This is a genomic window from Saccharopolyspora galaxeae, assembly GCF_016526145.1.
Lineage (GTDB): Bacteria > Actinomycetota > Actinomycetes > Mycobacteriales > Pseudonocardiaceae > Saccharopolyspora_C > Saccharopolyspora_C galaxeae.
The window spans coordinates 727,125-741,912 of record NZ_JADDUE010000001.1 but is presented as its reverse complement, the minus strand read 5'-3'; the positions used below and the strand labels follow the sequence as shown (position 1 = coordinate 741,912).

At 71.3% G+C, this 14,788-nt stretch carries 14 protein-coding genes; 6 read left to right on the top strand and 8 right to left on the bottom strand.

Going from position 1 to position 14,788, the window contains the following annotated elements:
- Positions 1-9 precede the first annotated feature (9 nt).
- A complete protein-coding gene (locus INP57_RS03365) occupies positions 10-606 on the bottom strand; it encodes a response regulator transcription factor (protein WP_184483053.1) in 597 nt (198 codons plus the stop codon).
- A 286-nt stretch (positions 607-892) separates the two neighbouring features.
- Positions 893-2,293, bottom strand: coding sequence for a MerR family transcriptional regulator (locus INP57_RS03360; protein ID WP_233626812.1), 1,401 nt, complete (start codon positions 2,291-2,293; stop codon positions 893-895).
- A gap of 208 nt (positions 2,294-2,501) precedes the next feature.
- Here INP57_RS03360 and INP57_RS03355 point away from each other — a divergent pair, with 208 nt between their 5' ends.
- On the top strand, positions 2,502-2,804 hold the full coding sequence (locus INP57_RS03355) for a WhiB family transcriptional regulator (RefSeq protein ID WP_200068482.1): 303 nt from the start codon (positions 2,502-2,504) through the stop codon (positions 2,802-2,804).
- A gap of 232 nt (positions 2,805-3,036) precedes the next feature.
- Here INP57_RS03355 and groL read toward each other — a convergent pair whose 3' ends face one another.
- Both groL and groES read right to left on the bottom strand, forming a co-directional pair.
- Positions 3,037-4,653 (bottom strand): chaperonin GroEL, encoded by a 1,617-nt coding sequence (groL, locus tag INP57_RS03350; RefSeq protein ID WP_200068481.1) that lies wholly within the window; start codon positions 4,651-4,653, stop codon positions 3,037-3,039.
- Positions 4,654-4,901: 248 nt separating this feature from the next.
- Positions 4,902-5,192: a co-chaperone GroES gene (gene groES / locus INP57_RS03345; RefSeq protein ID WP_200068480.1), complete on the bottom strand. Its 291-nt coding sequence runs from the start codon at positions 5,190-5,192 to the stop codon at positions 4,902-4,904.
- Between the two features lie 815 nt (positions 5,193-6,007).
- On the opposite strand from groES, the gene INP57_RS03340 reads away from it, so the two are divergent.
- The 5 genes from INP57_RS03340 to INP57_RS03320 all read left to right on the top strand — a co-directional run bounded on the left by INP57_RS03340 (position 6,008) and on the right by INP57_RS03320 (position 10,665).
- Positions 6,008-7,579, top strand: coding sequence for an alkaline phosphatase D family protein (locus INP57_RS03340; RefSeq protein ID WP_200068479.1), 1,572 nt, complete (start codon positions 6,008-6,010; stop codon positions 7,577-7,579).
- 124 nt (positions 7,580-7,703) lie between these two features.
- Positions 7,704-8,285, top strand: coding sequence for a SanA/YdcF family protein (locus tag INP57_RS03335; RefSeq protein ID WP_307849880.1), 582 nt, complete (start codon positions 7,704-7,706; stop codon positions 8,283-8,285).
- A 138-nt stretch (positions 8,286-8,423) separates the two neighbouring features.
- A complete protein-coding gene (locus tag INP57_RS03330) occupies positions 8,424-9,311 on the top strand; it encodes a beta-keto acid cleavage family enzyme (protein WP_200068478.1) in 888 nt (295 codons plus the stop codon).
- Positions 9,311-10,240, top strand: coding sequence for a 3-hydroxyacyl-CoA dehydrogenase NAD-binding domain-containing protein (locus INP57_RS03325; RefSeq protein WP_200068477.1), 930 nt, complete (start codon positions 9,311-9,313; stop codon positions 10,238-10,240). Before INP57_RS03330 ends, INP57_RS03325 begins: the two co-directional genes overlap by 1 nt.
- Positions 10,237-10,665: a thioesterase family protein gene (locus tag INP57_RS03320; protein ID WP_200068476.1), complete on the top strand. Its 429-nt coding sequence runs from the start codon at positions 10,237-10,239 to the stop codon at positions 10,663-10,665. The genes INP57_RS03325 and INP57_RS03320 overlap by 4 nt, the downstream gene beginning before the upstream one ends.
- Positions 10,666-10,829: 164 nt before the next feature.
- On the opposite strand, the gene tsaD is transcribed toward INP57_RS03320, so the two are convergent.
- The 4 genes from tsaD to allB all read right to left on the bottom strand — a co-directional run bounded on the left by tsaD (position 10,830) and on the right by allB (position 14,756).
- The gene (gene tsaD, locus INP57_RS03315) at positions 10,830-11,903 is read right to left on the bottom strand and encodes a tRNA (adenosine(37)-N6)-threonylcarbamoyltransferase complex transferase subunit TsaD (RefSeq protein ID WP_200068475.1); all 1,074 of its coding nucleotides are present in this window, start codon (positions 11,901-11,903) and stop codon (positions 10,830-10,832) included.
- Complete coding sequence (gene rimI / locus INP57_RS03310; RefSeq protein WP_200068474.1) at positions 11,900-12,388, bottom strand: ribosomal protein S18-alanine N-acetyltransferase; 489 nt, start codon at positions 12,386-12,388, stop codon at positions 11,900-11,902. Before rimI ends, tsaD begins: the two co-directional genes overlap by 4 nt.
- A complete protein-coding gene (gene tsaB / locus INP57_RS03305) occupies positions 12,385-13,149 on the bottom strand; it encodes a tRNA (adenosine(37)-N6)-threonylcarbamoyltransferase complex dimerization subunit type 1 TsaB (protein ID WP_200068473.1) in 765 nt (254 codons plus the stop codon). The genes rimI and tsaB overlap by 4 nt, the downstream gene beginning before the upstream one ends.
- A 263-nt stretch (positions 13,150-13,412) precedes the next feature.
- Positions 13,413-14,756 carry an allantoinase AllB gene (gene allB / locus INP57_RS03300; RefSeq protein WP_307849878.1) on the bottom strand — a complete coding sequence of 448 codons (1,344 nt, stop codon included), beginning with the start codon at positions 14,754-14,756 and terminating at the stop codon, positions 13,413-13,415.
- Positions 14,757-14,788: the final 32 nt, after the last annotated feature.

The following is a 14,788-nucleotide window of genomic DNA, read 5'->3' as shown; positions in this document are numbered from 1 at the left end:
CCGTTTTGCTCAGGCGACCAGTCCGCGCCGGAACCCGTGCGCGACCGCCTGCGCCCGGTCCCGCACGCCGAGCTTGCGGAACAGCCGGCGGGCGTGGGTCTTGACGGTGTCCTCGGACAGGTACAGCTCGCGGCCGATCTGGCCGTTGCTCTTGCCCTGGCTCATGCCGCGCAGCACCTGGAGTTCGCGCTCGGTGAGCTGCACCCCCGGGTCGGAGGGCTGCCGCGGCGCGGGCACCGAGGTGCTCGCGAGGGTGTGCGCCAGCGCGGCGACCAGTTCCGGCCGCGAGGCGTCCCACCGCAGGTAGCCGCGTGCGCCACCGGCGATGGCCGCGGCGATGCTGCCCGCATCGTCCGGTGCGCCGAAGACGATCACGTTGGCTTGCGGGTGGGCGGAGACGAGGCGCCGGGTGGCCTCGACACCGTTCGGCACCGCACGCTGGGTGCCGACCAGCACGACGTCCACGGCCTGCCGCGCGAAGCGGGCAAGCAGCTCGTCGCCGTGGGCGACGCAGTCGATCCGGCTCACTCCCGGGACAGCAGACATCACGCGGGTGAGCCCTTCCCGGACGCTGCGTCGGTCATCGCAGATCAGGACCGTCGTCACGGGAACTCCTTCCTGCAGGCGAGTGACGTTCCACTTCCCCTATCGGACGCAGTGGCGCGGACCTTGACACGATCTAGTGCTGAATCCGTCCAGAGATCGGGTCGGGCCACTCGATAGTGATGTTCACTGGAACGGAGCAGACCCCCGCTCGAGCAGCGTCGTCACCCGGGGCTCAAGGCGCATACCTGCGATATTCACCCAGTCGAGGGTTCCCGGAAGACCGAGCCACACGATCTCGCGACACCCGGCACTCGACGGGAGCGAGAGGAGTGTGATTTACGTCACATCAGCCGAGCACGGTGTCGACGACGCGCTCCGCCGCCTCCTCCAGCGACCCCACCGACTCGGCATGCCCCGGCAACCCGCCTCGCGCCCAGCCCGAGCCGGCCGCGAGCACCCGGGAGCGCTGCCGCGTGTTCGGCACTCCGGCGAGCAAGCCGGGATCCGCGTAATGCGGCTGCTCCGCCCACAGCACGACCACCGAAGGAGCCGCGCGCCGCACCGCGGCTTCCAGCCCCTCCGGCGGCAGCCCCGCGGCGAACAACCGATGGCCGACTCCCCGGGACCCCAGTTCGGCGGCCAGCGCGACGAGTTCGAGCTCCTGCTGCTCACCGGGCACCGGCGCGAGCACGACCGGACGCGGGTTCCGCGGCTCCGGGGCGGTGGCGAGGACCGACCGGAGTGCGGTCGAGGCGGAGTCGGTGAGCAACCGCAGCGCCTCCACCCCGTTCCCGGTCGACTGCCAGCGCTCGGCGACCGCACGCTGCACGGGCGCGAGCACTTCGCGCCAGGTGGCCAGCACGCCCTGCGCCTCGATCGACTCCTGCAGCAGGCGCAGCAGATGCCAGGAGTCCAACGCCAGCACGGCTCGGCCGAGACCTCGCGCGCGGGGACCGGCACCGGTGAGCCGCAGGCCGCGGCCGCCGGGGTTCGACGCGGTCTCGACTTCGAGCTCCGCGGGCGAATCCAGCACGCCGGATACGAGATCGGGCTCGGCGGACCCGGGGGAAGCGGTGGCGGGTTCAGCCGAGTCGCGCGGCGGAGGCGGCGCGACCGTGCGGGCGTACCGGGCCGCTTCGGCCGGGGCGGCGCCGCGCAGCAGTGCGCGCTGCATCTGTTCGAGCCGGGCCACGTCCTCCGGGCCGTAGCGGCGGTGCTTGCCGGAGCTGTGCTCGCTGGGGCCTAATCCGTACCGGCGGTCCCAGGTCCGCAGGGTCGCGGGAGCGACGCCGAGCCTGCGCGCGACGGCCGCGACGGTCAGCCGGGGCTCGTCGGCTTCCAGGCTGATCACTTCGGCGCCGACCGATTCGGCGCTGCCCGCTTCGATCCCGTCGGCAGCCGCATCGGGGTCAGCTGCATCCGGGTCGGCGCCTGCGCTCATCCGGTCGTCCACCCCGGCGCCCGAGATCGCTTCGCGCCAGAGTTCTTCGTCGGCCGCGCGGTGCCGCGGCTGGTTCCGCTCCGCCACTGGTTGATCGTCTCCCGGTTCGCCGGAGGCACGCGAAACGATCTCACGCCAACCGGCGCCGTCGCACTGCTCGCCGATGATCTCCGCGGGCCGACGATCGTGATCTTCGAGCTGATCGGACCCCTCGCCGCGCCCTCCCGGGCCGTCCGAGCGGTCGGCAAGTCCGGGATCGGCCTCCTGGACGGCGTCGTGCCGCCCGATCAGGGGTTCCTGGCGCATGGTCACCCGGCCATGTTCCGGATCGCGGCGGCCGGTGGCAAGCACGTCCGACGGGATGCCACCAGTCAGAGATCACTCGACAGTGAACAGCTTTCGGCGCGAAAGGGGTTGAACAAGTATTGGCGCGGTTCTACCTTGGATCATGCGAGGCCGTGGCGAACCCGTCGCGGCAGGGAGGGGACTCCACCGGTGGGAGGTGGTTTTCGCAATGGCGGACACTCGGCGTCTTCCAGGCCCGAACGCCGACATCTGGGACTGGCAGATCAAGGGTTCGTGTCGCGGCATGGACAGCGCGTACTTCTTCCATCCCGACGGCGAGCGCGGCCCGGCCCGGGCGCGGCGCGAGGCGAAGGCGAAAGAGGTGTGCCAGCACTGCCCGGTGCTCGAGCAGTGCCGCAGGCACGCATTGGCAGTGCAGGAGCCCTACGGGATCTGGGGCGGGCTCTCCGAATCCGAGCGGGAGATCATCATCAAGACCCGCAAGCGCCGGGTCGCGGCACTGGCCGGTTGATGGGCCCGTCGCACGGCTAGGGCCCGGCTCCGGGCTCGGGCGTGGTGGCCGCGCGCGGCAGTGGCGGCGCCACCCGGGAACGGCGAACCGGATGACAACGAGGGGCGTCATCCGCTTCGCACCCGAGGCAGGCGCGAAAAAGATCAGGGGCGGCACCCGTGGGTGCCGCCCCTGATCGCGTTTCCGGCGGTAACCGCGGCGCTGCGACAACGCCGGCGGCTGGAGCGCCGAGTCAGTGCGAGTGGCCGTGGCCCTGCCCGGCCGACTCCTCTTCCTCCTCCGGCTTGTCCACCACGGCGCTCTCGGTGGTCAGCACCATGCGCGCGATGGAGGCCGCGTTGGCGACCGCGGAACGGGTCACCTTCAGCGGGTCGACGACACCCGGCCCGATCAGGTCGCCGTAGGACAGCGTCGCGGCGTTGTAGCCGGAGCCCCAGTCCAGGTCGCGGACCTTGGAGACCACGACGGCGCCTTCCTCGCCCGCGTTGTGCGCGATCCAGTACAGCGGGGCCTCCAGCGCCTTGCGCACCAGCCGGACACCGGTGGCCTCGTCACCGGTGCGGCCGAGGCCGTCCTCGAGCACCTTGGCCGCGTGGATCAGGCTGGACCCGCCGCCGGGCACCGAGCCCTCCTCGGCGGCGGCCTTGGACGCGGCGACGGCGTCCTCGATCCGGGACTTGCGTTCCTTGAGCTCGGTCTCGGTGGCCGCACCGACCTTGATCACCGCGACGCCGCCGGCCAGCTTGGCCAGCCGCTCCTGCAGCTTCTCGCGGTCCCAGTCGGAGTCGCTGGCCTCGATCTCCTTGCGGATCTGCTCGACGCGGGCCTGCACGTCGTCCTTGTTGCCGCGGCCGTCGACCAGCGTGGTGTTGTCCTTGGTGACGGTGACGCGCCGGGCGCTGCCCAGCACCTCTTCGCCGACCTCGGAGAGCTTGAGCCCGACCTCGGGGGCGATGACCTGCGCGCCGGTGACGGCGGCGAGGTCGTCCATGAACGCCTTGCGGCGGTCGCCGAAGTACGGGGCCTTGACCGCCACGACCTTGAAGGTCTTGCGGATCGCGTTGACGACCAGGGTGGACAGCGCCTCGCCCTCGACGTCCTCGGCGACCAGCAGCAGCGGCTTGCCGTTCTGCGCGATCTTCTCCAGCAGCGGCAGCAGCTCCTGGATGTTCGAGATCTTCTCCCGGTGCAGCAGGATCTGCGGGTCCTCCAGGACCGCTTCCTGCCGCTCGGAGTCGGTGACGAAGTAGGGCGAGACGAAGCCCTTGTCGAACTGGACGCCCTCGGTGACCTCCAGCTCGGTGGCCAGCGTCGAGGACTCCTCGATGCTGATCACGCCGTCGTCGCCGACCTTCTCCATCGCCTCGCCGACCAGCGAGCCGATGTTCTCGTCGCGGGACGAGACGGTGGCGATCTGGGCGATGTTGTCCCGGCCCTTGACCGGGGTGGCCTTCGCCTTGAGCTGCTCCTCGACCGCGTCGGCGGCGGCCTGGATGCCGTTGCCCAGGTAGGCCGGGTTCGCACCGGCGGCGAGGTTGCGCAGGCCCTCGCTGACCAGCGCCTGCGCCAGCACGGTGGCCGTGGTGGTGCCGTCGCCCGCGACGTCGTTGGTCTTGGTGGCGACGTTCTTGGCCAGCTGCGCGCCCAGGTTCTCGTACGGGTCGTCGAGCTCGACCTCGCGGGCGATCGTGACGCCGTCGTTGGTGACCTGCGGCCCGCCGAACGACTTGTCCAGCACGACGTGCCTGCCGCGCGGGCCGAGGGTCACCTTCACCGTGTCGGCGAGCTGGTTGACGCCGCGTTCCAGCGAGCGGCGGGCTTCCTCGTCGAAGGTGATCTGCTTAGCCATGGTTCAACAGCCCTTCAGCATGGGGATGTTCGATGCCGGTCCGCGCCCGCTCCGGCGCGAGCCCCGCCCGGCGGTCCGCGCGGTCGGCCCCGGATTCGTCCGGGGACCGCGCGCTCAGCGCCGCCCGGTCCGGCTCGCCGCAGCGCCGCCGCGCGGCGTGCGGAGCGTGCCCGGCGTTGGAGAGACCACCGCCCCGGGGTCCCGGAGGCGGGACCACCGGGGCGGTGGGATGCGCATGGTGCGGGTCGTCAGTTGACGACGGCCAGCACGTCGCGGGCGGAGAGGATCAGGTACTCCTCGCCGTTGTACTTGACCTCGGTCCCGCCGTACTTGGAGTAGATGACCACGTCACCCTCCTTGACGTCCACCGGAACCCGGTTGCCCTTTTCGTCGACGCGACCCGGGCCGACTGCCAGGACTTTGCCCTCCTGGGGCTTCTCCTTGGCGGTGTCCGGGATGACGATGCCGGACGCAGTGGTCGTCTCGGCCTCGCTCGCCTGGACAACGATCTTGTCCTCAAGCGGCTTGATGCTCGCCACGGTGTGACCTCCACCTTCTGGGGCCTGCGTAAGCGTTGGCTGGTTTGGTGACGGCTCCGTGACTCCCCGCCGTCGCGGGTGCCGGGGCGCTCCGGCGCCGTGCTGGTTGGCACTCTACCGAGGCGAGTGCCAAGCCTCAACAACGGGGACCGCTTACCCGCGTAATCCGAAGGCGGGAACCGGCGCGGACGGGTCCGGCCGCTCGCGGTGCCGGGCGATGCGGGCGCCGCGACGAGATCGCGCGGGACGGTTCCACCGGAACCGATCTCGGCCGACGATCAGCGCGCGGATCGCGCCGGGCGCAGCCACACCCGCCGCCGCGGCCTCGAACCCGATCTCGTTGACGATCTTCGCAGGTAGATCGGCTTGCGGGAAATGTCACCGGAACCCGAAGCAGGTTCACACCAGCCCGCTGCCGTGGCTTAGGTTCTGCCCCATGGCTCCGACGAAGCCCACGAACCGACCGTGGGAACGCCGCCCTCGCCCGTCCCGTCCGCCAGGGCCGTCCCGACCACCAACCCGGTCCGGCTGGCGCCCGCGCTGAACTCGGTTCCCGTCTTCGAGCTCGTTTAGGCGCTCGGGTGGCGGCAGCGGCCGACGCCGCTTGAAAACACCCGAGCCGAGCATCGGTCCCGGGACGGGAACTCGGAATCACCGCCGAGATCAACAGCTCCTCTTCGCTGAAAATTAACCAGCGCCCCATCGGGCGTCGGTAACTTGCCACTCGTTCGAGTTAAAGCCGGGGCGGTCGCCACGCCTGGTTCGCCGGTGGCCGCGCACCCGTGCCGGACACCGACGAACTGGGAGGACCCGACATGCCCGACCCCACCACGCCTCGATCCGTTTCCCGCCGCGCCGTGCTGCTCGGCGGCGCCGCCGCGCTCGGCACCACCGCCGTCGGCGGTTCGGCGCTGGCGAACGCCTTCGCGCTGCCCGGCGCGGGCAGCGGGCGGCCGCTGGCCGACCCGTTCACGCTCGGCGTCGCCTCCGGCGACCCGGTCGCCGACGGCGTCGTGCTCTGGACCCGGCTCGCGCCCGACCCCACCGCCGACGACGGCAAGGGCGGCATGCCCGAGCGCGTCGTGCCGGTGCAGTGGGAACTCGCCGAGGACGAGAACTTCAGCCGCATCGTGCAGCGCGGCGAAGCCCAGGCCGCCCCGGAACTCGGGCACAGCGTGCACGTCGAACTCGAGGGCCTGCGGCCCGGCGCGGAGTACTACTACCGGTTCCGCGCCGAAGGCAGCGTCTCGCCCGCCGCGTTGACCCGCACCGCCCCCGCGCCGGGCACGATGGGTGAGCTGAAGATGTGCTTCGCCTCCTGCGCGCACTACGGCGAGGGCTACTTCACCGCCTACCGCCGGATGGCCGAGGAGGAGCCGCAGCTGATCCTGCACCTCGGCGACTACCAGTACGAGTACGCCGCCGAGGACGGCGACGTGCGCAAGGTGCTCGGCCCGGAGACGCGCACGCTGGCGAACTACCGCCAGCGGCACGCGCAGTACAAGACCGACCCGGACCTGCAGCTCGCGCACGCCACCGCGCCGTGGGTCGTGGTGTGGGACGACCACGAGACGGAGAACAACTGGGCGGACGAGACACCGGAGAAACCGGACTCCGGCTTCCTGGACCGCCGCAAGGCCGCCTTCCAGGCGTACTACGAGAACATGCCGCTGCGCTCCACGGCCAAGCCCAAGGGCATCGACATGCAGCTCTACCGCCGGCTGCAGTGGGGCGACCTGACCACGTTCCACATGCTCGACACCCGGCAGTACCGGGACGACCAGCCGTGCGGCGACGAGGGCAACGTGGACTGCAAGGAGAGGCTGAACCCGGACCGCACGATCACCGGCTCGGAGCAGGAGCGGTGGCTGCTGGACGGGTTCGCGAACTCCTCGGCGCGCTGGGACGTGCTGGGCCAGCAGGTGTTCTTCTCCCGGCTGGACAACGACGTCGACGACGGGGTCGAGTTCAGCACCGACTCGTGGGCGGCGTACGTGGCCAACAGGGACCGGGTCGCCACCGCGCTCGGCGAGAGCAAGGTCCGCAACGGCGTGGTGCTCACCGGTGACGTGCACCGGCACTGGGCCGCGGAGGTGCAGACCGAGCACGAGAACACCGATTCCCCGGTGGTGGCCACCGAGTTCGTCACGACCTCGATCACCAGCGGCGGCGACGGCAGCGACGACGGCAAGCAGGACGTGCTCGCGGAGAACCCGCACGTGAAGTTCCACAAGAACCGGCGCGGCTACGTGCGGACCAAGTTCACCGCGGGCGAGCTGCGGGCGGACTACCGGGTGCTGCCGTACGTGTCGAAGAAGGACGCCGAGGTCTCCACGGCGAAGAGCTTCGTCGTCGAGGACGGCAAGCCCGCCTTGAACGAGGCGTGAGCAGCGGTAAGCACGGAAGCAACGAAGAAAGAAAGACAGCAAGTAAGCAAGGCGGGTGAGCGGGCCGCCCCATCGCCGGCGGTCCGCCCACTTCGATCAGCGCCGGGCGCGGCACACTTGGTGCGTGCGCTGGCGATGGTGGTTACTGGTGGCGGGCTCGCTCGGGCTGGCGGGCCTGCCCTCGGTCTGGGTCCGAGCGCGCAGCGCGGGCCGGATCCGCACGTTCGCCGACGTGCCGCCCGCCGAGGTGGCGCTGGTGCTCGGCGCCGGGGTGCGCTGGGACGGGCGGCCCAGCCGGATATTGGCCGGGCGGCTGGACGTCGCGCTCGCCCTGTACCGGTCCGGGCTGGTCGAGCAGCTGCTGGTCAGCGGGAGCCCGGAGTCGCGCGGGTACAGCGAACCGGTGGTCATGCGGGATTTCCTCGTGTCGCGGGGAGTTCCGCGCACGGCGGTGCTGCTGGACGAGTCCGGTGTGGACACGTGGTGCTCGTGCCGCGGTGCCGCGGAGGTGTTCGGGCTGCGCGCGGTCACCGTGGTCACCACCCGGTTCCACCTGCGCCGGGCGGTGGCGCTGTGCCGCCGCGCGGGCATCGACGCTTGCGGCGTCGGTCACGACGCGGCCGCCGACGGGCTGCGGCGGGTGTCCGCGCGCGGCGCGCGGCGTGAATTCCTGGCGACCACCAAGGCGTTCTGGCGCAGCCACTGAGCTGACTCCCAGGTCAATCAGAACTTCGGGTGGCATTTCCCTCTGCTGTCTGAATATGCCTTCCACGGGTCTCGACCATTGCGATTACCGCAACGCCACTGCTAGCGTCCGGCTTCGATCGGAGGAAGGGGCCGGGCCATGAACGACGAAGTGATCATCACCGCCGCGCTGACCGGCGCGGGCGACACGGTGGGCAAGAGCGAGCACGTGCCGGTGAGTCCCGAGCAGATCGCCGAATCCGCGGTGCAAGCCGCGAACGCGGGCGCCGCCGTGGTGCACATCCACGTGCGCGACGTGGAAACCGGCCAGGGTTCGCGCGAGGTGCCGCTGTACCGCGAGGTGGTGCGCCGCATTCGCGAGTCCGATGTGGACGTCGTGATCAACCTGACCGCGGGCATGGGCGGCGACCTGGTGATCGACCAGGACGACCCGCTCAAGCCGGTGGACGGCACCGACCTGGTCAACGGGTTGGACCGGCTGCCGCACGTCGAGGAGCTGCTGCCGGACATCTGCACGATGGACTGCGGTTCGCTGAACTTCGGCGAGGGCAGCCAGCTCTACATCAGCACCCCGGACATGCTGCGCGCGGGCGCGAAGCGGATCCAGGAGCTCGGCGTCAAGCCGGAGCTGGAGATCTTCGACACCGGCCAGCTGTGGTTCGCCACCAAGATGATCGAGGAAGGGCTGCTGGACGCTCCGCCGCTTTTCCAGCTGTGCATGGGAATTCCGTACGGCGCGCCGGCCGACCCCGGGCTGCTGCAATCGATGGTGCGGATGCTGCCGGAAGGCGCGAACTGGGCGAGCTTCTCGATCGGCCGCAACCAGTTCCCGTGGGTGGCGCAGTCGGCGCTGCTGGGCGGGCAGGTCCGGGTCGGGCTGGAGGACAACCTGTACCTGAGCAAGGGTGTGAAGGCCACGAACGCGCAGCTCGTGGAGCGCGCGGTGACGATCGTGGAGAGCTTGGGGTCGCGGGTGGCGACTCCGGACCAGGCGCGCGCCAAGCTCGGCCTGAAGCGGAGGTCCTGATGGCACCGCACGTCGCGTGCATCGGCGCCGGAGTCATCGGCGGCGGCTGGGTCGCGCACTTCCTGGCGCGGGGATACCGCGTGACCGCATGGGATCCGGACCCGGACTTCGGGCCGCGGCTGCGGCGGCTGGTTGATGCCGCGTGGCCTGCGCTGACCGAGCTGGGCCTGGCCGATGGCGCGACGCGGGACGACCTCACCTTCGCGTCCACTCTGGACGAGGCGGTGGCCGGGGCGGACTTCGTGCAGGAGAGCGCGCCGGAGGACCTGGAGATCAAGCAGGACCTGCTGGCCCGCATCGACGCCGCGACGCCCGCCGGCGTGGTGATCTCCTCGTCCACCTCCGGGTACGGCATGACCGAGATGCAGCAGCGCTGCGCCACCCCGGAACGCCTGGTGGTCGGGCATCCGTTCAACCCGCCGTACCTGATCCCGCTGGTCGAGGTCGTGGGCGGCGAGCGCACCGAGCGGTGGGCCGTCGAGCACGCTTCGCGCTTCTTCGAGGCGGCGGGCAAGTCGGTGATCACGATGGACCGCGAGGTGCCGGGTTTCATCGCCAACCGGCTGCAAGAGGCGCTGTGGCGGGAAGCGCTGCACATGGTGGCCGAGGGCGAGGCGACGGTCGCGCAGATCGACGCCTCGATCACCGAAGGCCCGGGGTTGCGGTGGCCGCTTTTCGGGCCGTGCCTGACCTTCCACCTCGCTGGCGGTGAAGGCGGGATGGCGCACATGCTCGACCAGTTCGGGCCGTCGCTGAAGTCGCCGTGGACCCGGCTGGAAGCTCCGGAACTCACCGACGACCTGCGGGAACGGATGATTCAGGGCTGCGCCGAAGAGGACGGCCGGGACATCTCCGAACTCGTCGCCGAGCGGGACCGCGCGGTGATCGCGGTGCTGCGGGCGGTGCGGGAAGTGCGGGAGGGTTCGTGAGCTGGCAGCTGCGGCAGCAAGTCCGTCCGGAGTGGATCGACTACAACGGGCACCTCAGCGAGGCGTACTACGTGCTGGTGTTCGGGTTCGCCACGGACGCGGTGATGGAGCGGATCGGTTTGGACGCCGCATACCGCGCCACGACCGGGCATTCGCTCTACACCGTCGAAGCGCACGTGCGGTACCTGCGGGAAGTCGGCCCGGATGCGGACATGGTCGTCACGTCCCGGATCGTCGGCGGCGGTGCGAAGAAGCTCTTGCTGTGCCACGAGATGACCGTGGACGGCGTGCTGCGCGCCACCGAGGAGGTCGTTGCGCTGCACGTCGGCTCCGACCGCGCGGTCCCGTTCCCGGACGACGTCGCCGACCGGATCACCGCGGCCATCGAGCCCGCCCCCGAGTACGCGGGCCGCTCGATCAGCTGAACCGCCGCCGAGCGAACGGACCGTTGGTCCAATCTAGTGGGACGAGCAGGCCGTTCACTCCGATCTCCGTTGCCCTGGCCGAGTGGCGCGCGGGCGTGTCGGCATGGGCCGATGTATTTGAGCGAACGGACCGTTCGACCAATCTAGTGGGACGAGCGGTCCGTTCACTCCTGGTGGTGTGCGGGGAGGTTGATGGTGTCGACCGGCAGGCCGGGGTTCGCGGAGATGTCCAGCGGGGACGGTCGCGCGCCGGAGGCCAGCACGTGCGCGCCGAGCGCGGCGATCATCGCGCCGTTGTCGGTGCACAGCCGGGGTTTCGGCACGCGCAGCGCGAGCCCGGCGGCAGCGCAGCGCTCCGCGGCCAGCGCGGCCAGCCGCGAATTCGCCGCAACGCCACCGGAAATGACCACCGTGTCCACGCCGAGCTCGTCGGCCGCGCGCACCGCCTTCGAGGTGAGCACGTCGGCCACCGCCTCCTGGAACGAGGCGCACACGTCGGCGACCGGCACTTCCCGCCCGGCCCGCTGCTCGTGCTCGACCCACCGGGCCACCGCCGTTTTCAGCCCGGAGAAGGAGAAATCGTGCCGCGAATCCCGCGGCCCGGTCAGCCCGCGCGGGAACTCGATCGCGTCCGCGGAGCCCTCCCGCGCCATCTTGTCGATCGGCGGCCCGCCCGGGTAAGGCAGGTCGAGGATGCGGGCGACCTTGTCGTACGCCTCCCCCGCCGCGTCGTCGATGGTGGAGCCGATCTGCGTGATGCTCTCGGCGACGCCTTCCACCAGCAGCAGCTGGGTGTGCCCGCCGGAGACCAGCATCGCCAGGCAGCGCTTGGGCAGCGGCCCGTGCTGCAGGGTGTCCACGGCGACGTGCCCGGCGAGGTGGTTGACGCCGTAGAGCGGCACGCCCAGCGCGGCCGAGTAGGCCTTGGCCGCGGCGACCCCGACCATCAGCGCTCCGGCCAGGCCGGGTCCGGCTGTCACCGCGATAGCGTCCACATCGGACAGACCGAGGCCGGATTCGTCCAGCGCGCGGCGCATCGTGGGCGCCATCGCGGCCAAGTGCGCACGGCTGGCGATCTCCGGCACCACCCCGCCGAAGCGGGCGTGCTCGTCGACGCTGGACGCGACCGCGTCCGCCAGCAGGCTCACCGAACCGTCCGGGCCGAGGCGCACCAGCCCGACGCCGGTTTCGTCGCAGGAGCTCTCGATGCCGAGCACGATCCGGTCGGTGGCGGTCATTCCGGGCCACCTCCCTCCTGGTGTTCCGGTTCGCCCAGCGGCGGGCGGCGCATGGTGTGCGCGTCGGCGCCGGAGGGCTGGTAGTAGCGCCTGCGCAGGCCGACGATCTCGAAGCCGTGCGCCCGGTACATCTCGATCGCCGGTTCGTTGTCGGTGCGCACTTCGAGGAACGTCGTGGCGCGCTGCTCATCGGCGCGGGACAGCAGCCGCAGCAGCAGCGCCCGGCCGACGCCGCGGCGCTGGTGGTCCGGGTCGACGCCGATGGTGTGCACCTCGGCTTCCGGCGGGCGCCCGGTCAGCGCCAGGCCCGCGTAGCCGATCAGCACCTCGCCGTCGTAGGCGCCGAAATAGAGGTGGCCGCGGTCGAGTTCCGAGGTGAACGAGGCGAGCGACCACGGATCGTCGCCGGGGAACAGCACCTGCTCCAGCTCGGCGCAGCGCTTCAGGTCGCGGCGGCGCAGCTTCGCCACGAACGGCCCGCTCACGGCGTGCCTCCCGAATCCACCGGGCTGACCTGCTTGCGCGGTGCGGGCGCTGCGGCGTCCGGGCGCCGCAGGTACATCGGCACCAGCGGGAGCGGTTCGGCGCCGGAGAGCACTTCACCGCGGGCGGCCGCGACCAGCCCGGTCGGCGTCGGATGCTGCGGTTCCAGCACGTCGAGCCCGAAGCTGTCGCGGTGCTCGGCGGCCATCGTCCCGGCCGCGTGGTCCAGGTCGAGCCCGTCGATCTCGGCGGGCACGTCCTGCGGGCGGTGCACGTGCGGGCCGGTCAGCCGGGAGCGGTCGCTGCCGTAGGCGGCCCAGTAGACCTCCTTGCGGCGCGCATCGGTGGCGACCAGCAGCCGCATCCCGCCGGTCGCGCCCGCCACGGCGGCCCCGGGTTCGCCGATGTCGGCGATCGCGCCCGCGTCCGGGGTCGCGCCGGGTACCGCGGCAGCGATCGCGTCGAGGCTGCACACCGGATGCACCGGCACGTCCAGGGCGTGCCCGAGAGCGCCCGCGGTGACCATGCCCGCGCGCAGCCCGGTGAACGGTCCGGGTCCGGAGCCGACGACGACCGCGTCGGCGTCGGAGAGCTGGTGGCCGGCTTCGGCGACCGCGGCCATCAGGTGCGGGGTGAGCAGCTCACCGTGCGCCCGCGCGTTGATCGTCACACGTTGCGCGAGGGGCCGCGGCCCGCCGCCGTCCAGGGCGACCAGTCCCGCGGTGACCGCGGGCGTCGAGGTGTCCAGCGCGATGACGAGCACAGCACTGCAGATTACGTCAAGCCTGGTCACCGCCGGTCGACGGGTGCTCGGCAGGGATGCGGGGCGCACCCGGCCCGCCCGAGCTGCGGATGCTGCTGCCGAACCACGCGTTGCCAGCGGAGCAGGAACGCACCACGCAGCACATGCGCCTGCTGTTCCGAGGCTGCGGACACCGGGCCTCCGGCCCGAGCGACTCCGCTAACGCCGATGGGCCCGGCGTTCAGCGTCGGTCTGCACGAAGCTCTCGCAAGACACGGTCGCGGTCAGGACTCTCCGCGGCCCAGCAGCGTCCCCCGCGGCGGTCCGGTGACGTCGATCCGGTTGCCGCGCAGCCAGGTTTGGCGCACCCGCCCGGCGAGCGCGCGGTCGTGATAAGCGGAGACCGGGTTGCGGTGCTGCAACGCGGCGGCGTCGACCACGAAGGCGTCGTCCGGCGCGAACACGCACAGGTCCGCGTCGGCGCCGACCGCCAGCGAGCCCTTCCGGTTCAGTCCGGCGATCTCCGAGGTGCGACCGGCCATCCACCGCACGACGTCGCTGAGCCCGTGCCCGCGCAACCGCGCCTGCGTCCAGATCGCGGAGAGCCCGAGCTGGAGGCTGGAAACGCCGCCCCACGCGACGCCGAAGTCCCCGATGTCGAGCCGTTTCAGCTCCGGGGTGCACGGCGAGTGGTCGCTGACGATGCAGTCGATCGTTCCGTCGGCGAGCCCGCGCCAGAGCGCTTCCCGGTTCTGCGCTTCGCGGATCGGCGGGCAGCACTTGAACTGGGTCGCGCCGTCCGGGATCTCCTCGGAGGTGAAGCACAGGTAGTGCGGGCAGGTCTCGACGGTCACCCGGACTCCGTCCGCCTTCGCCGAAGCGATCATCGACAGTGCGTCCGAAGAGGACAGGTGCAGGATGTGCACCCGGCCGCCGATGCGCCGCGCGAGATCCAGGACCTGCGCGATGGCGGCGTTCTCCGCGCTGCGCGGCCGGGAGGCCAGGAAGTCGCCGTAGTGCTCGCCGTGCGCGCTCGGGGCGTGGTCGATGGCCTCGGAGTTCTCCGCGTGCACGATCATCAGCGCGTCGTCGGTGGCCAGCTCGGTCAGTGCTTCGACGAGTTCTTCGGAGTTCAGCGGCGGGAACTCGTCCACCCCGGAATGCAGCAGGAAGCACTTGAAGCCGAACACCCCGGCCTCGTGCAGCCCGTGCAGCCGCTCGCGGTTGCCGGGGATCGCGCCGCCCCAGAAACCGACGTCGATGTGCACCTGATCGCGGGCGGTTTTCCGCTTCACGTCGAGGGATTCGGTGTCGACGGTGGGCGGGAGGCTGTTCAGCGGCATGTCGACGAGCGTGGTGATGCCGCCTTCCGCGGCGGCCCGGGTGGCGGTGGCGAAGCCTTCCCACTCGGTGCGGCCGGGGTCGTTGACGTGCACGTGGGTGTCGACGAGGCCGGGCAGCAGCGCTTCGTCCTCAGCGAGTTCCACGGTGCGCTCGGCGGGCAGTGCCGCGTCGAAGGCTTCGACGGCGGCGATCCGGCCGTCGCGAACGGCGAGGCTGCCCGGCGCTTCCCCGCGCGGGCCGATCATCCGCCGCGCCCGGAAGACCACGTCGAACTGCTCGGTCACACCGGCCTCCTCACCGTCGGGATGGTCGCAAC